Origin of the sequence: Pseudomonas sp. (assembly GCF_051660785.1) — a bacterium.
Taxonomy (GTDB): Bacteria; Pseudomonadota; Gammaproteobacteria; order Pseudomonadales; family Pseudomonadaceae; genus Aquipseudomonas.
In genome coordinates this window covers 98,827-114,629 of sequence record NZ_JBOFQE010000020.1, presented here as the reverse complement: position 1 = coordinate 114,629, position 15,803 = coordinate 98,827, and the positions used below count along the sequence as shown (strand labels likewise).

19 protein-coding genes and 1 pseudogene are annotated in these 15,803 nt (G+C 59.5%); 9 read left to right on the top strand and 11 right to left on the bottom strand.

The window, feature by feature from the left end; translation table 11 throughout:
* Positions 1 to 5 precede the first annotated feature (5 nt).
* Positions 6 to 1,286: a serine--tRNA ligase gene (gene serS / locus ACRC4F_RS05330; protein WP_438658410.1), complete on the top strand. Its 1,281-nt coding sequence runs from the start codon at positions 6 to 8 to the stop codon at positions 1,284 to 1,286.
* Positions 1,287 to 2,681, top strand: a complete 1,395-nt coding sequence (cysG, locus tag ACRC4F_RS05325; RefSeq protein ID WP_438658409.1) for a siroheme synthase CysG — start codon at positions 1,287 to 1,289, stop codon at positions 2,679 to 2,681. It abuts the gene before it with no gap.
* Positions 2,682 to 2,800: 119 nt separating this feature from the next.
* Here cysG and ACRC4F_RS05320 read toward each other — a convergent pair whose 3' ends face one another.
* The 8 genes from ACRC4F_RS05320 to ACRC4F_RS05285 form a co-directional block, all read right to left on the bottom strand.
* Positions 2,801 to 3,802, bottom strand: coding sequence for a glutathione S-transferase family protein (locus tag ACRC4F_RS05320; RefSeq protein ID WP_438658408.1), 1,002 nt, complete (start codon positions 3,800 to 3,802; stop codon positions 2,801 to 2,803).
* A gap of 90 nt (positions 3,803 to 3,892) precedes the next feature.
* The gene (locus tag ACRC4F_RS05315; protein ID WP_438658407.1) at positions 3,893 to 4,894 is read right to left on the bottom strand and encodes a glycosyl transferase family protein; all 1,002 of its coding nucleotides are present in this window, start codon (positions 4,892 to 4,894) and stop codon (positions 3,893 to 3,895) included.
* Entirely contained in the window at positions 4,891 to 5,226 is a 336-nt protein-coding gene (locus ACRC4F_RS05310) for a TusE/DsrC/DsvC family sulfur relay protein (protein WP_438658406.1), read from the bottom strand. The genes ACRC4F_RS05315 and ACRC4F_RS05310 overlap by 4 nt, the downstream gene beginning before the upstream one ends.
* On the bottom strand, positions 5,223 to 5,516 hold the full coding sequence (gene tusB / locus ACRC4F_RS05305; protein ID WP_438658405.1) for a sulfurtransferase complex subunit TusB: 294 nt from the start codon (positions 5,514 to 5,516) through the stop codon (positions 5,223 to 5,225). The genes ACRC4F_RS05310 and tusB overlap by 4 nt, the downstream gene beginning before the upstream one ends.
* A complete protein-coding gene (gene tusC, locus ACRC4F_RS05300; protein ID WP_438658404.1) occupies positions 5,516 to 5,878 on the bottom strand; it encodes a sulfurtransferase complex subunit TusC in 363 nt (120 codons plus the stop codon). Before tusC ends, tusB begins: the two co-directional genes overlap by 1 nt.
* Position 5,879: 1 nt before the next feature.
* Positions 5,880 to 6,272, bottom strand: coding sequence for a sulfurtransferase complex subunit TusD (tusD, locus tag ACRC4F_RS05295; protein WP_438658403.1), 393 nt, complete (start codon positions 6,270 to 6,272; stop codon positions 5,880 to 5,882).
* A 239-nt stretch (positions 6,273 to 6,511) separates the two neighbouring features.
* Positions 6,512 to 6,841 carry a DUF6388 family protein gene (locus ACRC4F_RS05290; RefSeq protein ID WP_438658402.1) on the bottom strand — a complete coding sequence of 110 codons (330 nt, stop codon included), beginning with the start codon at positions 6,839 to 6,841 and terminating at the stop codon, positions 6,512 to 6,514.
* Between the two features lie 21 nt (positions 6,842 to 6,862).
* On the bottom strand, positions 6,863 to 7,108 hold the full coding sequence (locus ACRC4F_RS05285; protein WP_054053620.1) for a hypothetical protein: 246 nt from the start codon (positions 7,106 to 7,108) through the stop codon (positions 6,863 to 6,865).
* Positions 7,109 to 7,270: 162 nt separating this feature from the next.
* On the opposite strand from ACRC4F_RS05285, the gene ACRC4F_RS05280 reads away from it, so the two are divergent.
* Positions 7,271 to 7,621 carry a hypothetical protein gene (locus ACRC4F_RS05280; protein ID WP_438658401.1) on the top strand — a complete coding sequence of 117 codons (351 nt, stop codon included), beginning with the start codon at positions 7,271 to 7,273 and terminating at the stop codon, positions 7,619 to 7,621.
* A 146-nt stretch (positions 7,622 to 7,767) separates the two neighbouring features.
* Here the strand turns inward: ACRC4F_RS05280 and ACRC4F_RS05275 are convergent, their stop codons facing one another.
* The gene (locus ACRC4F_RS05275; RefSeq protein WP_438658400.1) at positions 7,768 to 8,199 is read right to left on the bottom strand and encodes a GNAT family N-acetyltransferase; all 432 of its coding nucleotides are present in this window, start codon (positions 8,197 to 8,199) and stop codon (positions 7,768 to 7,770) included.
* Between the two features lie 151 nt (positions 8,200 to 8,350).
* On the opposite strand from ACRC4F_RS05275, the gene ACRC4F_RS05270 reads away from it, so the two are divergent.
* From ACRC4F_RS05270 to ACRC4F_RS05255, 4 genes and pseudogenes are all read left to right on the top strand, one after another.
* Positions 8,351 to 8,788 carry a hemerythrin domain-containing protein gene (locus ACRC4F_RS05270; RefSeq protein WP_438658399.1) on the top strand — a complete coding sequence of 146 codons (438 nt, stop codon included), beginning with the start codon at positions 8,351 to 8,353 and terminating at the stop codon, positions 8,786 to 8,788.
* 223 nt (positions 8,789 to 9,011) lie between these two features.
* The gene (locus ACRC4F_RS05265) at positions 9,012 to 9,647 is read left to right on the top strand and encodes a lytic polysaccharide monooxygenase auxiliary activity family 9 protein (protein ID WP_438658398.1); all 636 of its coding nucleotides are present in this window, start codon (positions 9,012 to 9,014) and stop codon (positions 9,645 to 9,647) included.
* A gap of 39 nt (positions 9,648 to 9,686) precedes the next feature.
* Positions 9,687 to 10,688, top strand: a pseudogene (locus ACRC4F_RS05260) (chitinase); the annotation flags it as partial.
* A gap of 143 nt (positions 10,689 to 10,831) precedes the next feature.
* Entirely contained in the window at positions 10,832 to 11,425 is a 594-nt protein-coding gene (locus ACRC4F_RS05255) for an NUDIX domain-containing protein (protein ID WP_438658397.1), read from the top strand.
* A gap of 200 nt (positions 11,426 to 11,625) precedes the next feature.
* Here the strand turns inward: ACRC4F_RS05255 and ACRC4F_RS05250 are convergent, their stop codons facing one another.
* A complete protein-coding gene (locus tag ACRC4F_RS05250; protein ID WP_438658396.1) occupies positions 11,626 to 12,141 on the bottom strand; it encodes a methylated-DNA--[protein]-cysteine S-methyltransferase in 516 nt (171 codons plus the stop codon).
* A 149-nt stretch (positions 12,142 to 12,290) separates the two neighbouring features.
* Between ACRC4F_RS05250 and ggt the strand changes: the two genes are divergently transcribed.
* Positions 12,291 to 14,018: a gamma-glutamyltransferase gene (gene ggt / locus ACRC4F_RS05245; protein WP_438658395.1), complete on the top strand. Its 1,728-nt coding sequence runs from the start codon at positions 12,291 to 12,293 to the stop codon at positions 14,016 to 14,018.
* A 255-nt stretch (positions 14,019 to 14,273) separates the two neighbouring features.
* On the top strand, positions 14,274 to 14,804 hold the full coding sequence (locus tag ACRC4F_RS05240; RefSeq protein WP_438658394.1) for a cysteine hydrolase family protein: 531 nt from the start codon (positions 14,274 to 14,276) through the stop codon (positions 14,802 to 14,804).
* On the opposite strand, the gene ACRC4F_RS05235 is transcribed toward ACRC4F_RS05240, so the two are convergent.
* Positions 14,801 to 15,700 carry a LysR family transcriptional regulator gene (locus ACRC4F_RS05235; RefSeq protein ID WP_438658393.1) on the bottom strand — a complete coding sequence of 300 codons (900 nt, stop codon included), beginning with the start codon at positions 15,698 to 15,700 and terminating at the stop codon, positions 14,801 to 14,803. The two genes, ACRC4F_RS05240 and ACRC4F_RS05235, sit on opposite strands and share 4 nt — an antisense overlap.
* Positions 15,701 to 15,803 lie beyond the last annotated feature (103 nt).

The following is a 15,803-nucleotide window of genomic DNA, read 5'->3' as shown; positions in this document are numbered from 1 at the left end:
CCGACATGCTCGATTCCAAACTGTTACGTAGCAACCTTCAGGACGTAGCGGACCGCCTGGCATCCCGTGGCTACACGCTGGATGTTGCGCGCATCGAAGCGCTGGAAGAACAGCGCAAGACCGTCCAGACCCGCACCGAAGCACTGCAGGCTGAACGTAATGCGCGCTCCAAATCCATCGGTCAAGCCAAGCAGCGTGGCGAAGACATCGCGCCGCTGATGGCCGACGTCGAGCGCATGGCGGGCGAATTGAACGCCGGTAAAGTCGAGCTGGACGGGATCCAGACCGATCTGGATTCGATCCTGCTCGGCATCCCGAACCTGCCGCACGAATCCGTGCCACTCGGTGATGACGAAGACGGCAACGTCGAAGTGCGCCGCTGGGGCACCCCGACCGCTTTCGATTTCCCGATTCAGGACCACGTGGCCCTGGGCGAGAAGTTCGGCTGGCTGGACTTCGAAACCGCCGCCAAGCTGTCCGGCGCCCGCTTTGCCCTGTTGCGCGGCCCGATCGCTCGCATGCACCGCGCCCTGGCGCAGTTCATGATCAACCTGCACACCAGCGAACACGGTTACGAAGAGGCTTACACGCCTTATCTGGTTCAGGCGCCTGCTTTGATGGGCACCAGCCAGTTGCCGAAATTCGAAGAAGATCTGTTCAAGATCACTCGCGAAGGCGAAGCCGATCTGTACCTGATCCCGACCGCCGAAGTGTCGCTGACCAACATCGTCGCCGGCGAGATCGTCGATTCGAAACTGCTGCCGATCAAGTTCGTTGCCCACACCCCGTGCTTCCGCAGTGAAGCCGGTGCGTCGGGTCGCGATACCCGCGGCATGATCCGTCAGCACCAGTTCGACAAGGTTGAAATGGTCCAGATCGTTGAGCCGTCGACCTCGATGGACGCGCTGGAAGGCCTGACCGCCAACGCTGAAAAAGTCCTGCAATTGCTCGAGCTGCCTTATCGCACTATTGCGCTGTGCACCGGTGATATGGGCTTCAGCGCGGTCAAGACCTACGACCTGGAAGTGTGGATTCCGAGCCAGGACAAGTACCGCGAGATCTCGTCGTGCTCCAACTGCGGCGACTTCCAGGCCCGTCGTATGCAAGCGCGTTTCCGCAACCCGGAAACCGGCAAGCCTGAGCTGGTCCACACCCTGAACGGTTCCGGCCTGGCGGTCGGTCGTACCCTGGTGGCGGTGCTGGAAAACTACCAGCAGGCCGACGGTTCGATCCGTGTGCCTGACGTGCTGAAACCGTACATGGGTGGCCTTGAGGTCATCGGCTAAATGGACTATCTGCCGCTGTTTCATAACCTTCGCGGCAGTCGTGTGTTGGTCGTCGGTGGGGGGGAGATTGCCTTGCGCAAATCCCGCCTGCTGGCCGAAGCCGGTGCGCTGCTGCGGGTGGTCGCACCTGAAATCGAACCGCAACTGCGCGAGCTGGTTGCCGGCAGCGGTGGCGAGTGCCTGTTACGGGGCTACGCGGAAGCGGACCTGGACGGTTGCGGGCTGATTATTGCCGCTACCGACGACGAACCGCTGAACGCGCAAGTCTCCGCTGATGCCCATCGGCGTTGCGTGCCGGTCAACGTGGTGGATGCGCCAGCCTTGTGCAGCGTGATCTTCCCGGCAATCGTCGACCGCTCTCCTTTGATTATTGCGGTGTCCAGCGGCGGCGACGCGCCGGTGCTGGCGCGGCTGATCCGGGCCAAGCTGGAAACCTGGATTCCTTCCACCTACGGTCAACTGGCCGGTCTGGCGGCGCGTTTTCGCAGCCAGGTCAAACGCCTGTTTCCGGATGTGCAGCAGCGTCGGGCTTTCTGGGAAGACGTATTCCAGGGTCCGATTGCCGACCGGCAACTGGCTGGGCAGGGCGCCGAAGCCGAACGCTTGATGCTCGCAAAGATCAATGGCGAAGCGCCGGTCGCCACCGGTGAAGTGTATCTGGTGGGCGCAGGTCCGGGTGATCCAGACTTGCTGACCTTCCGTGCCTTGCGCCTGATGCAGCAAGCCGATGTGGTGCTGTATGACCGCTTGGTCGCCCCGGCGATTCTGGATTTGTGCCGTCGCGATGCCGAGCGGGTTTATGTCGGCAAGCGTCGCGCCGATCACGCCGTGCCGCAGGATCAGATCAACCAGCAATTGGTCGATCTGGCCAAGCAGGGTAAGCGCGTCGTGCGATTGAAGGGCGGTGATCCGTTCATCTTCGGTCGTGGCGGTGAAGAGATCGAAGAACTGGCGGCCCATGGCATTCCGTTCCAGGTGGTGCCGGGTATCACGGCTGCCAGCGGTTGCGCGGCGTATGCCGGGATTCCGCTGACTCATCGTGATTACGCGCAGTCGGTGCGATTTGTCACCGGGCACTTGAAGGACGGCTCCACCGATTTACCGTGGGCCGACCTGGTCGCGCCAGCGCAAACCCTGGTGTTTTACATGGGGTTGGTGGGCCTGCCGATCATCTGCGAGCAGTTGATCAAGCATGGTCGCGGGGCGGACACCCCGGCGGCGCTGATTCAGCAGGGCACGACGGTCAATCAGCGGGTGTTCACCGGCACCCTGGCCGATCTTCCACAGCTGGTGGCGGAGCATGAAGTGCATGCGCCAACCTTGGTGATTGTTGGGGAGGTGGTGCAATTGCGCGAGAAACTGGCGTGGTTCGAGGGCGCTCAGGCGCAGGTCTAATCAGACCGCGTCGGTCCCATCGCCACCAGGCTAGCTCCCACACTGGATTTGTGTCGTTCACAAATCCCCTGTGGGAGCTAGCCTGCTGGCGATTGGGGCCCTCAAAAACGACACAAACCTCAAGCCTTGCGCCAAACCCCTTTCCCACTCAACCGCTCCCGATCATGGGCTGCCGTGAAATCCTGCGCCGGCCCTTTCGGCACGATACCCGTCGGATTGATGGTGTTGTGGCTGCCATAGTAGTGATTCTTGATGTGCTGAAAATCCACCGTCTCGGCAATCCCCGGCCATTGATAAATCTCCCGCAGCCAGTTCGACAGATTCGGATAATCGGCGATGCGCCGCAGGTTGCACTTGAAGTGGCCGTTGTACACCGCATCAAAACGAATCAGCGTCGTGAACAACCGGATGTCCGCCTCGGTCAGGTATTCACCGGCCAGGTAACGATTGGCGCCTAACAACTCTTCCAGCCGATCCAGCTCGGCAAACACATCATCGAACGCCTCTTCATAAGCCGTCTGCGACGTGGCAAACCCGGCGCGATAGACACCGTTGTTCACCGCCGGATAAATCCGCTCATTCAACGCATCGATCTCACCGCGCAACGGCGCCGGATAGAAGTCCAGGTCATTGCCGGTCAGGTCATCGAAGGCGCCATTAAACATGCGGATGATCTCCGCCGATTCATTGTTGACGATGCGATTCTGCTGTTTGTCCCAGAGCACCGGCACGGTAACGCGACCGGTGTAATCGGCGGTATCGGCGGTATAACGCTGGTGCATGAAATTGAAATGATCGAGTTTGTCACCTGTCGAGCCGAGGTTCTGGTCGAAGGTCCAGCCGTTTTCCAGCATCAGCCAACTGACCACCGAGACGTCGATCAGGCTTTCGAGGCCTTTGAGTTTGCGCAGGATCAACGTGCGATGCGCCCACGGACAGGCGAGGGACACGTAGAGATGATAGCGACCCGCCTCGGCTGCAAAGCCACCGACACCCGTCGGGCCGGGCTTGCCGTCGGCGGTCAGCCAGTTGCGACGTTGCGCCTGTTCACGCTGGAACGCGCCGTCCTTGCTGCTTTCGTACCACTGGTCATGCCAGCGACCTTCAACTAACAAACCCATGTTCAAGACTCCTCAACCGATAAGCGTTGGAGAGGAGTCTATTCGCATAGGTTCGATAAAATAGCGCAAAGGTTGGAGGGTTATGATCGGTTAAATCGATCTGTCCCGAGCGTCCCAATATTGCTGGGCGGTTTCGAACGCTTGATCTCGCGTCTGACCGAGGCCGCGCAAGGCGAGGGCCATGGTCGAGATCAGCGCCATTTGCGGGTAGCTGTCGATCACATCACCGCGCCAGACGGCTTTCAAATGCTCAGGATCGAGGGCCGCGGGTTTGACGTGGCGCTGGCTCGACAACTGCGGCCATTCCTCGTCCCAGCTTTCACCGCCTGTGGTGCCGTACAGGTGGCTGTCGGCGTCCGGGTTGATCTCGATTTCGCCGCCATCGCCCTTGACCACAATCGCGGTGTCTCCGAGCAAGCCGCTGGCGTCGCGATGCACCGCTTGGTAGCCAGGGTGGAAAATGCTTTGCAGGCCGCAACGAGCGCCCAATGGATTGAGGATGCGGGTGAGGGAATGGATCGGCGAACGCAGGCCCAAGGTGTTGCGCAAATCGATCATTCGTTGCAGCTGCGGCGCCCAATCCACCAGCGGCATGAACGCCAGGCCACCGTTATCGAGTGCCGTACCCACCTGCTGCCAGTCGCGACACAGCGGAATGTTCAGCCCGTCCAGCAACTGCTCGCTGTACAGCCGTCCGGCGGTGTGGGCGCCAGCGCCGTGCATAAAGATGCGCACACCGTTCTGCGCCAGGCATTTGGCCGCCAGCAGATACCACGGCAGATGACGCTTCTTGCCGGCATACGTCGGCCAGTCCAGGTCCACCGCCAGCGCTGGCGGGTTCAGCCGTTCACGCAGGGCTTCGGTGAAGCCGGCCATCTCCTCGGCGCTTTCTTCCTTGTGCCGCAACAGCATCAGGAATGCGCCGAGCTGGGTGTCCTCGACTTTGTCGTCGAGCACCATGCCCATGGCCTCACGCGCTTCGACCCGGGTCAGGTCGCGGGCGCCGCGCTTGCCTTTGCCGAGGATGCGCACGAACGGGGCGAACGGGTGTTCGGCGGGCGTTTCGAGGGTCAGCGCTGGAAAGTCAGTCATAAGCAATTCGTCGGTTTGGGCAGGCCCGCCAGTTTTGCGGCGAGTTTGGCAGGGGTGCCTTTGAACAGTTTATTCAGGTGCAGGCTGTTGCCTTTTTCCGGGCCGAGCTTCAGCGCGGTGTATTTGATCAGCGGGCGGGTGGCCGGGGACAGCTGGAATTCGGCATAGAAGCTACGCAGCAATTCGAGGACTTCCCAGTGCTCGGGACTCAGCTCGATGTCTTCAGCGGCGGCGAGGGCGGTGGCCACCTCGTTCGACCAATCACTCAGCTCGACGAGGAAACCGTCCTTGTCCACCTCGATGGCGCGTGCGCCGACAGTCAGGGAATTCATAGCCAACTGTTGACCTTGTCGTAGTGGATCGACAGTTCGACGAAGGCCGGGTAATCGATGGACTCGGCTGCGTCGGGAATCTCCAACGCACGAGCCTGGGCGTCTTCGGCCAGAACGAACAGTTTCAACGGGCGAGCATTCAGCGCGTTGAACGGCACCGTGCCTGGCTGCAACGCGTACACCGCGTCGCCGGTCAGCAACAGCGCGTCGTTGGCGCCGATCACACGCAGGCAACTGGTCAGGCGGTCATCGCCGAACGGGGAATGAGACAACACATGCAAAGTCGACATCAGAGGGTGATCACCTGGTCGTAACGGTCAATAAGTGCAGTGATTTCCTGGGCGGCCAGCACCTGGGCTTCTTCAAGCGAGCGACCGTTGAGGTCCAGACCCCGTTCGGCAGCACTGTCGCCACAGACGAACAGGTCTTCAACACCGAACATCGGCAACGCTTGCAGGTTGGCGCTCAGGTCTTTCTGTTGCAGCGCCTTGGCGTCCTGTTTCGCGGCGAGCTGGAACACCCCGTCATCGAGAAACAGCAAGCCGATCGGCAGGTCGAACGCGCCGCCGGCCAAAACGATATCTAGCGCTTCCCGTGCGCTCGGCCCGGACCACGGGGCCTGACGGCTGATGATCAACAAGGATTTAGCCATCTCACGCGCCTCCGAAACAGATCAGGCGGTCAGCGTCTTGCACCGCGTCATGCAACTGGCCGAGGCCGGACAATTCCCATGGCGCGCCCACGGAAGCGGCGTCACGCTGATAGCGCCCGGCTTCCTCGGCGTTCAACACGCCACGGCGCAGGGCGGCGGCGATGCACACCACGCCGTCCAGCTGATGTTCTGTGACAAAGGCGCGCCATTGCTTGGGCAGGTCCAGCTCATCCTGGGGCGTGACTAAGCTGCCGGAGGCGTTGTAGACGCCGTCCTGATAGAAAAACAGCCTGACAATCTCATGCCCACCGGCCAGAACGGCTTGGGCAAACAGCAAGGCACGGCGCGAGGAGGGCGCATGGGCGGCGGAAAACAGCGCGATGGCGAACTTCATGACGGACTCGATCAGCGAAACTGCGGCCATGATAATGCTTTATCGCGGGTGCGGCTAAATCGATGTTATCTGTGCGGGCCCCATCGCGGGCTAGCCCGCTCCCACAGGTTCGGCGGTGGACCTACAATCTTTGGAAGCACACAAATCCCTGTGGGAGCGGGCTTGCCCGCGATGGGGCCCGCACGGACCACAAGAAGTCGAGAACGGCGCAAGTTGCCCTCAGGCAGCGACCGTCACGGTCACGGGGTCAATCCATACAACTCGCAGTATTCCAGCCAGTCCATTCCAGCCATCTCGGCCACTTCCTTGTGCACTTCCAGGCGCTGCGTCTCGTACTCTCCAGGCGTCGCGGCGGTCAGTTGCAGCGTCAGTTCCCACGCAAACAAATCCAGGCGCTCGGCTTCGGCTTCGAAGGCTTCATGCAAGCGCTCGTCGCGGTATTGCGCGGCAGTCTCGCCCTTGGCCTGAGCCAAGAGCGGGTTGAGATTGTCGAGTTCATTGCGCAGTTCAGGGCGCTCATCGAGAAACTTTTTCAGCGCCTGCTCGTGTTGCTGTTCGGTTGCCGCCATGGTCGCTCCTTGAGGCTGGGGTTACGAAGATTGCTTCTTGGCCTTGGCCGCAGCCGCCAGGCATTCGAGCGCAAACTGCTCGGGGTAGGTCATCTGGATCGGCGTGGTTTCACCTTTGACGGTGCGTTCGCCGTCGAGGATGTAACGAATCCGTTTGTCCGTGACGCCAATTCGCTTGGCGATCCAGGACGGTGTCTGACCGATCTGGCTGATCAGCTTGTCAGCGTATTCGGCGGTCGGTTTGTAGAATTCGGCGTTGGGGGTCATGACCTTTCCAGAAAAATGGGCCCGGTAAATTGGGCGATGCGACGTTAATGGCGCGACAGGGTGCGCGAATCGTCACTCGGTGTCGCGGTATAAATGAAGTAAAGCAGAACGATACGCCGTGCCACGGTGATACAGTCCGCTTTTTCTCCATGAGCGAACACAATGCGAATTCTGATGGTGGCGCTGGCCGCAACGTTGCTGGCGGGATGCGCCGGCTCGGTGATGAACGATGCCCGCACCAAAGCCCCTTACAAAACCCTGAACTCGGACAAACCGGAAAAAGTCGTCGCCCAGTGCGTGCAGTTTTCCTGGCAGGACGAGGCGGTGTTCGGTGTCGACGCCGGCGCGTATTTGCAGCCGGGTGAGAAGGGCGGGTCTACCGTCTACACGCGTTCGGCGGAGTCCTTTGTTGATGTGTCCACCGATGCGTCGGGCACCATGTTGAGCTACTACGCGCAGCAGGACGATTTTGTGGCCAAGCGCCGCCTGGCGGCACTCGCGACCTGCCTGTGAATTGAGGCGTTGACCCACACCCGTTAACTGTGGGAGCTAGCCTGCTGGCGATAGTGTTGGGTCAGTCGACATCTCTGTTGAATGATGAACCGCTATCGCCAGCAGGCTAGCTCCCACAGTTGGAGGGTGTGGATTCTACGAGCGGGTTATACGTCGTTGATCAGGCGCTTCTGGAAAAAGAAGCGCTTGTGCCCCGGCGGGTAGTCGACAATCTGCCCCAGCTCGCTGTAGCCCAGCTTCTTGTAGAACTCCGGCGCCTGGAAGTCGAAAGTGTCGAGCCATATCCCGACGCATTCCTTCTCCCGCGCCAGGTCTTCGGCCATTTGCATCAGCTTGGAGCCAAGGCCTTGTCCCCGGGCCTGTTCAGGCACCGCCAGCAGTTCGATGAACAACCATCGGTAAAATACCCGACCGTATAACCCGCCAAGGATCTCGTCACTGTCGTCGCGGACCAGCAAGGCAAACGGCTCCTGCTTCGAGACGCCGGCCATCGCGGCGTTATGGGCACGCAACGGCCGCAGGATCGCCTGCTCCTCCTCATCCGTGGGGTTTTGCGATAATTCGATTCGCAGGGGCATCAGCTATTTCCTTATGGCCAAGAAGGGACAACGCGCCCAGCCTATCGCGCCAAGCGGTCGTTGTTCCAGCCCTTCAGGTGGAACCCTCGCTCGCGCCCGGATGTCTAGCCTAAACAGCGTCATTCCAGAACGCGGCCACTGAGGATCCCCCGTGAATATTTTTGAAGCCTTGCGTGAAAGTCACGACCGCCAACGCAGCTATGCCGACGCGCTCATCCAGACCAGCGGTGACACGCCGGAACGGGTCGAGGCTTACAAACAGCTCAAGTCCGAACTCCAGGCCCACGAAACCGCTGAAGAGCGCCATTTCTACATCCCGCTGATGGAGTTCGACAATGGCGTCGATCTGAGTCGGCATGCGATTTCCGAGCACCATGAGATGGACGAGATGATGGAGACACTGGATGAGACGGAAATGTCCAGCCCGGCCTGGCTGGCGACCGCCAAGAAGCTGTCCGAGAAGGTGCATCACCACTTGAAAGAGGAAGAGCAGAAGTTCTTCCAGATGGCCGGCAAGCTGCTCGACGACAAGCAGAAAGAGACCCTGGCCGGCCAGTACGAGAAGGAATACAGGGCTCAGCTTTCCTAGCCGGTGCGAAGGTCCTGATTGCTGCCTTGGGTTGTAATCCTTTTGCTACACAGAACGTAGTATTTTGATCATGTCACTGGTTTTATATACAGTGTTTGCGGCTGATCTGCCAAGGCAGGGCTCAGCCGGGTCATAAATGGGCCGGTGGACAAAAAAAACAGCTCCGTTAGGTTGAAGGCCTCTCCTCAGGAAGGAGAGTTTCTAAATCAACGGAGTGATAAAAATGAACCAACCACAGACTCAACCTCAACTTCGACACGGTCGTGTCACATCCCCCTCCAGCCGCGGTGCGGTCGCCGTCGAGCTCGGGTTGCTGGGTAACTGGCAAGTCAACGAAATGGAAGGTGGCAAGAACTTTCCATCGCTGACGGCGGGGCCATTTGCAGCGCCGTATCAAACCGACAGCGACAGTGTCACGCCGCCCGCTGATGGAAACATCCTCAGCGGTGGCAAGACGGATGCCCGCGACTGCATCAACTTCACCAACGAAGAAATGAGCCTCAAACTCGGCCGTCCGTTCACCTGGCCTTTGCTGAATGTCGATCCAGGCCAGACCTTCAAGGTCACCTGGGAATACACCGCGCCCCACGTTACCCGCGGCTACAGCTGGTTCATCACCAAGGATGGCTGGAACCCGAAACAGCGCATCAGCCGTGCGCAACTGGAGCCGACGTCGTTCTTTGACGACTTCTACACCCAGGTTCCGTACTACAGCCATTCCGCGGAGATGAAGGCGAAGGTCAATCACGAAGTGAAATTGCCCGGCAACAAGAAAGGCCATCACGTCATCGTGCTGATGTGGATCGTGGCCAATACTGGCAACGCCTTCTACCAGGCCTTCGACGTGGATTTCAAATAAGTCGCGGCATTAAAACCCCACACGTTCAAGGAATAGAACATGTCAACTTTCGACTTTACGCTACTGAAATCGCCACTCGCCGATGCGGCGTCGTTGATGCCGAGCATTGCCGGCAAAAAGATCCTGATGGGCTTCTGGCACAACTGGCCCGCCGGGCCGAGCGACGGTTACCAGCGTGGCCAGTTCGGCAACATCGCGCTGCAGGATATGCCCAAGGATTACAACGTGGTGGCCGTGGCCTTCATGAAGGGGAACGGCATCCCGACCTTCAAGCCGTACAACCTGTCCGACGCCGAATTCCGTCGCCAGGTCGGCGTGCTGAACAGCCAGGGCAGGGCGGTGCTGATTTCCCTCGGTGGCGCCGACGCGCACATCGAATTGCACAAAGGCAATGAACAACCACTGGCCAATGAAATCATCCGTCTGGTGGAAAACTATGGCTTCGATGGCCTGGACATTGATCTTGAACAGAGCGCGATTGATTTCGCCGACAACAAGACCGTCCTGCCTGCCGCGCTGAAACTGGTCAAAAACCATTACGCCGGTGAAGGCAAACACTTCATCATCAGCATGGCCCCGGAGTTTCCATACCTGACCACCGCCGGTAAATACGTCGGCTACCTCCAGGCCCTGGAAGGCTATTACGACTTCATCGCCCCGCAGTATTACAACCAGGGCGGCGACGGCATCTGGGTGCCGGAAGCCAATAACGGCAATGGTGCGTGGATTGCCCAGAACAACGACGCGATGAAAGAGGACTTCCTGTTTTACCTGACCGAAAGTCTGGTGAGCGGTACGCGCGGGTTTACGAAGATCCCGGCGGACAAGTTCGTGATCGGCCTGCCGGCCAACGTCGATGCAGCGGCCACCGGTTATGTGATCGACCCGGCTGCAGTGGTGAATGCCTTCAAGCGGCTCGACGCCAAAGGGCTTTCGATCAAAGGCCTGATGACGTGGTCGGTGACCTGGGACAATGGCGTCGACAAAGGCCATGTGCCTTACAACTGGGAGTTCAGCCGTCGTTATGGGCCGTTGATCAACGGCACGCGGCTCTCGTCCCGCGAGGAAGGGCTCGTGGTGCCTGAAGTCGCCGGCCAGCCGTAAAAAGAAGCCCGGCAGAGATGCCGGGCTTTTTGGTTTTCGCCTACCATGGGGATCTTCTGACGAAAAAAGGATGCGTTGTGATGGCGAATACAGCCGAGCGGGTCAACATCATTGAGTCCCAGGTGTTGTCCCACGACTGGTACCTGCTGAAGAAAATCACCTTCGACTATCTGCGTAACAATGGCGACTGGCAGCGTCAGACCCGTGAGGTGTACGACCGTGGCAATGGCGTGGCGATTCTGCTGTTCAACCGCGAGAAAAGAACCGTCGTCTTGACGCGTCAGTTCCGGTTGCCGGTGTTCGTCAACGGCCACGATGGTTTGCTGATCGAAGTGGCGGCGGGGCTGCTCGAAGGTGCGGCACCTGAGGAACGCATCCGCGCCGAAGCCGAAGAAGAAACCGGCTATCGCGTTCACCACGTGCAAAAGGTCTTCGAGGCCTACATGAGCCCGGGCTCGGTCACCGAAAAACTGCACTTCTTCATCGCCGAATATGACGCGGCATCGAAAGTCAGCGAGGGCGGTGGACTGGAAGAAGAGACCGAAGAACTGGAAGTGCTGGAGTGGACATTCGACGAGGCGCTCGAGGCGTTTTATCGCGGGGAGATCTGCGATGCGAAGACCATCATGTTGCTGCAGTATGCGGCGATGAAAAATATCTTCGCCGCTGCTTGAGACCTCAACCCTGAACCCCTGAACCCCTGAACCCCTGAACCCCTGAACCCCTGGAACCACTGGAACCCTTGTGGCGAGCGAGCTTGCTCGCGCTGGGCTGCGAAGCGGCCCCAAAATACTGGCCTCATCGCAGATTTTTGCCAGCGCTACGCACTGGAGCGGGAGCAAGCTCCCTCGCCACAGAGATCGGAGTAGTCAGCTCAGAACAATTCGCCTGTCCGGCTAACCCCTGACCACTCGCAACCCTCCAGCGTCAACAACCGCTCCTTCGCCTCAAGCCCACCCGCAAACCCCGTTAACTTCCCCGAAGCCCCAATCACCCGATGGCACGGCGCAATAATCGAAATCGGGTTCTTGCCATTCGCCGCACCCACCGCCCGGACCGCGCTCGGACTGCCAATCTGCCGGGCAATCTCGCTGTAACTGCGGGTCTCGCCAAATGGGATGGTCAGCAACGCCTGCCACACCTTTTTCTGAAAATCCGTCCCGGCGAAATCCAGCTCCAGCTCGAAGCGATTTCGTGTGCCGGCAAAGTATTCCTGCAGTTGCTGAACGGCGCGCATGAGGATCGGGTTATCCGGTGCCTCGCTCATCGGGCCAAGCCGAACCCGGTTCGGTTTGTCGTTTTCCCAGAGGATGGCCGCCAGTCTCGAATCTTTCGCGACCAGCTTCAGCTCGCCGACCGGAGACGCCAGGGTGGTGAAGGTGTACGTCATGCCGGCGGACTCCGCGCAAGGGCTGAACAGAGGCCCAGCATACTGGCTCGACGGGGAGGCGCAATACGCAATCCCAGCCATACTTGCCTCTGCTTTGAAACGTTTCCTCCGTTTTTAAACAGAGCCAAAAAACAAAAAGAGACCGACTCATGAAGTTCGAACCTTTTGCCAAATCGCTGATTGCGACCTCCTTGGCGCTCAGCTGCCTCAGTGCTTACGCGGCCTCCGTGGCCCCGGTTGCGGCCGAAAACGGCATGGTCGTGACGGCCCAGCATCTGGCCTCCCATGTGGGCGTCGATGTGCTCAAGAACGGTGGCAACGCCGTCGATGCCGCCGTTGCGGTGGGTTATGCGCTGGCAGTGGTCTATCCCGCCGCGGGTAACCTGGGTGGTGGCGGTTTCATGACCGTTCAACTGGCGGACGGGCGCAAGACCTTCCTCGATTTCCGTGAAAAAGCTCCCCTGGCCGCCACCGCCAACATGTACCTCGATAAAGAGGGCAACGTCGTGCCGGACCTGAGCACCCGTGGCCACCTGGCCGTCGGCGTACCGGGTACGGTGTCCGGCATGGAACTGGCGCTGAAGAAATACGGGACCAAACCGCGCAAGGAAGTGATCGCACCGGCGATCAAGCTCGCTGAAGACGGTTTTGTGCTGGAGCAGGGCGATGTCGAATTGCTGGAATACGCCACCGACGTGTTCAAGAAGGACATCAAGGATTCCGGCGCGATCTTCCTGAGCAACGGCGAACCGATGCAGGTCGGGCAAAAACTGGTGCAGAAGGATCTGGCGAAAACCCTGCGGGAAATTTCCGAGAAGGGCGAGGACGGTTTCTACAAAGGCTGGGTAGCCGACGCCATCGTCACCTCCAGCCAGGCCAACAAGGGCATCATCACCCAGGCCGACCTCGACAAATACAAGACCCGTGAGCTGGCGCCGATCGAGTGCGACTACCGGGGTTATCACGTTGTGTCGGCACCGCCGCCAAGCTCCGGTGGCGTGGTGATCTGCGAGATCATGAACATCCTCGACGGTTACCCGATGAAAGACCTGGGTTACCACTCGGCCCAAGGCATGCATTACCAGATCGAAGCAATGCGCCACGCGTATGTGGACCGCAACAGCTACCTCGGCGACCCGGATTTCGTGAAAAATCCGATCGAACACCTGCTGGATAAAAACTACGCAACCAAAATCCGCGCCGCGATTGATCCGAAAAAAGCCGCCGTATCCCGCGAACTAAAACCCGGCGTCGCGCCCCATGAAGGCAGCAACACCACGCATTACTCCATCGTCGACAAATGGGGCAACGCAGTGTCGGTGACTTACACCCTCAACGACTGGTTCGGCGCCGGTGTGATGGCGAGTAAAACCGGGGTCATCCTCAACGACGAGATGGACGACTTCACCTCGAAAATCGGCGTGCCCAACATGTACGGCCTGGTGCAAGGCGAAGCCAACGCCATCGCGCCCGGCAAAGCACCGCTGTCGTCCATGAGCCCGACCATCGTCACCAAGGACGGCAAAGTGGTCATGGTCGTCGGGACCCCCGGCGGCAGTCGCATCATCACCGCGACATTGCTGACCATGCTTAACGTGATCGACTACGGCATGAACATTCAGGAAGCGGTCGATGCACCACGTTTCCACCAGCAATGGCTGCCGGAAGAAACCAACCTGGAGACCTTCACCACCAGTCCGGACACGGTGAAGATTCTCGAAAGCTGGGGGCACAAGTTTGCCGGGCCGCAGGATGCCAACCATGTGGCGGCGATCCTCGTGGGCGCGCCTTCGCTGGAAGGCAAACCGGTGGGCAAAAACCGTTTCTACGGGGCCAATGACCCGCGCAGGAATACCGGGCTGTCGCTCGGCTACTGAGTCGTAAACCATGGCCGCCCTCAATCCGAGAGGGTGGCCCGATTGGCCTGTAGCAGCTGTCCTGTGGCGAGGGGATTTATCCCCGTTCGGCTGCGAAGCAGTCGTGAATTCAGACAACGCCGTGCATCAGGTAGATCGTGCGTTCAGGTTTTACGACTGCTTCGCAGCCGAACGGGGATAAATCCCCTCGCCACAGGGTGCTGCTCGACAGCTGCTACATATAGAGTGATCCACCGACCTCTCAAGGAAGGAACCATGACTACTGCACTGCTGATCATCGACGTCCAGCACGCCTTGTGCACTGGCGAGTACGAATGCTTTGAGATCAAACGCGTCATCGAGAACATCAATGACCTGAGTGCCGGAGCCCGCGATGCCAATATTCCGGTCATCTTCATCCAGCACGAGGAGGGTGATCTGCTCAAACACAACTCCAGCGGCTGGCAACTGGCGGACGGACTGGAGACATCACCTCAGGACCTGCGCGTACGCAAAACCACACCGGACTCTTTCTACCGGACGGATCTGCGCCAACTCCTGCAAAAACGTGACGTTGATCGCCTGATCATATGCGGTCTACAAACCGACTATTGCGTTAACGCTACCGTTCGCCAGGCACACTCGTTGGGTTACGACGTGGTGCTCGCTGCCGATGCCCATTCAACCGTCGACAATGGCAACATGCATGCCGATGACATCATTGCCGAGCACAACAAGGACTTGGCGCGCCTGACCGGTTCGGTGGCACGGATCGACGTCATCCCGACCAGCGAAATACGCATTTAAGAACCGAAAATATCGATCAGCTCGCTCAGGAACGCGCTCACCAAATCCCGCTGCCGCGCCGAATGCCGAACCGCCGCATGAAAGCCGACCTCATAGCGCAGCAGTTCGGGATTCAGCGGATGCAACTGCCCCAGCTGTTCATGCTTCGCCGCATAATGCTGCGGCAGAAAGCCCAGATGCTGGCCCGAAAGGATGAGCAGCGCCGCACCGTCCATGCTGTCGGTGAGCACGGTCAGGCGTTCGATAGAGGTCGGCGCGGGCATTTCCGGCAAGGGGTGGCTGGGCCATACCCAGTCGTAATCGCGGACGTCATCCCGGGTCAGCTCGCCCACGTGCTCGAACAGCGGATGAGCCGGCGCGCAGTAGGCGATCTGGGTTTCCTGAAACAAGGGGAAGTAATCGATGTTAGGCAAGCGGTGCCAGAAGTAACCGATCGCCAGATCGATGTGGCTGTTGATGATTTTCTCTTCCAGCAGCGACGACGACAGTTCCGTGAAGTGGAAATACAGGCCTTCATGGCGAGCCCTTAATCGCGCGATGGCCAGGGCGATTTTCTTGTTGGCAACGGGGTCGATCTGACCGAGCAATCCGATGTTGATGTTGCCCGACACCTTGCGATTGATGTGCTGGACTTCAACCCGAAAACCTTCGGCTGCCGCCAGTAATCGGCGGGCCGCCTCGACAAACTGGCCGCCCTTGGGCGTCACCGAAAATCCGCCGCGCCCGCGCTCGCACAGGCGAAATCCCACCCGCGCTTCCAGCGTCGCCAGTTGCGCACTGATGGTCGGCTGGGTGGTGTTGAGCGCGGTTTGCGCGGCCGAGATGCCGCCTGCTTCAACGACGGTCAGAAAGACCCGGATCAAGCGCAGATCCAGCTCCGATACAGTGCCCAGCATGGGTGTCCCTCAATGTTCACTCACATAGACGCAGATCTATGTAAACAGTGTGCCTGCGATATTTTACAGCCCTGCCCCAGGCCCTACATTGCAATGAAACCGG

What these genes read in the sequence shown, in the direction of transcription:
- serS (WP_438658410.1), top strand. Translation starts at nt 6, where the DNA reads ATGCTCGATTCCAAACTGTTACGTAGCAACCTTCAGGACGTAGCGGAC.
- cysG (WP_438658409.1), top strand. Translation starts at nt 1,287, where the DNA reads ATGGACTATCTGCCGCTGTTTCATAACCTTCGCGGCAGTCGTGTGTTG.
- ACRC4F_RS05320 (WP_438658408.1), bottom strand. Translation starts at nt 3,802, where the DNA reads ATGGGTTTGTTAGTTGAAGGTCGCTGGCATGACCAGTGGTACGAAAGC.
- ACRC4F_RS05315 (WP_438658407.1), bottom strand. Translation starts at nt 4,894, where the DNA reads ATGACTGACTTTCCAGCGCTGACCCTCGAAACGCCCGCCGAACACCCG.
- ACRC4F_RS05310 (WP_438658406.1), bottom strand. Translation starts at nt 5,226, where the DNA reads ATGAATTCCCTGACTGTCGGCGCACGCGCCATCGAGGTGGACAAGGAC.
- tusB (WP_438658405.1), bottom strand. Translation starts at nt 5,516, where the DNA reads ATGTCGACTTTGCATGTGTTGTCTCATTCCCCGTTCGGCGATGACCGC.
- tusC (WP_438658404.1), bottom strand. Translation starts at nt 5,878, where the DNA reads ATGGCTAAATCCTTGTTGATCATCAGCCGTCAGGCCCCGTGGTCCGGG.
- tusD (WP_438658403.1), bottom strand. Translation starts at nt 6,272, where the DNA reads ATGAAGTTCGCCATCGCGCTGTTTTCCGCCGCCCATGCGCCCTCCTCG.
- ACRC4F_RS05290 (WP_438658402.1), bottom strand. Translation starts at nt 6,841, where the DNA reads ATGGCGGCAACCGAACAGCAACACGAGCAGGCGCTGAAAAAGTTTCTC.
- ACRC4F_RS05285 (WP_054053620.1), bottom strand. Translation starts at nt 7,108, where the DNA reads ATGACCCCCAACGCCGAATTCTACAAACCGACCGCCGAATACGCTGAC.
- ACRC4F_RS05280 (WP_438658401.1), top strand. Translation starts at nt 7,271, where the DNA reads ATGCGAATTCTGATGGTGGCGCTGGCCGCAACGTTGCTGGCGGGATGC.
- ACRC4F_RS05275 (WP_438658400.1), bottom strand. Translation starts at nt 8,199, where the DNA reads ATGCCCCTGCGAATCGAATTATCGCAAAACCCCACGGATGAGGAGGAG.
- ACRC4F_RS05265 (WP_438658398.1), top strand. Translation starts at nt 9,012, where the DNA reads ATGAACCAACCACAGACTCAACCTCAACTTCGACACGGTCGTGTCACA.
- ACRC4F_RS05255 (WP_438658397.1), top strand. Translation starts at nt 10,832, where the DNA reads ATGGCGAATACAGCCGAGCGGGTCAACATCATTGAGTCCCAGGTGTTG.
- ACRC4F_RS05250 (WP_438658396.1), bottom strand. Translation starts at nt 12,141, where the DNA reads ATGACGTACACCTTCACCACCCTGGCGTCTCCGGTCGGCGAGCTGAAG.
- ggt (WP_438658395.1), top strand. Translation starts at nt 12,291, where the DNA reads ATGAAGTTCGAACCTTTTGCCAAATCGCTGATTGCGACCTCCTTGGCG.
- ACRC4F_RS05240 (WP_438658394.1), top strand. Translation starts at nt 14,274, where the DNA reads ATGACTACTGCACTGCTGATCATCGACGTCCAGCACGCCTTGTGCACT.
- ACRC4F_RS05235 (WP_438658393.1), bottom strand. Translation starts at nt 15,700, where the DNA reads ATGCTGGGCACTGTATCGGAGCTGGATCTGCGCTTGATCCGGGTCTTT.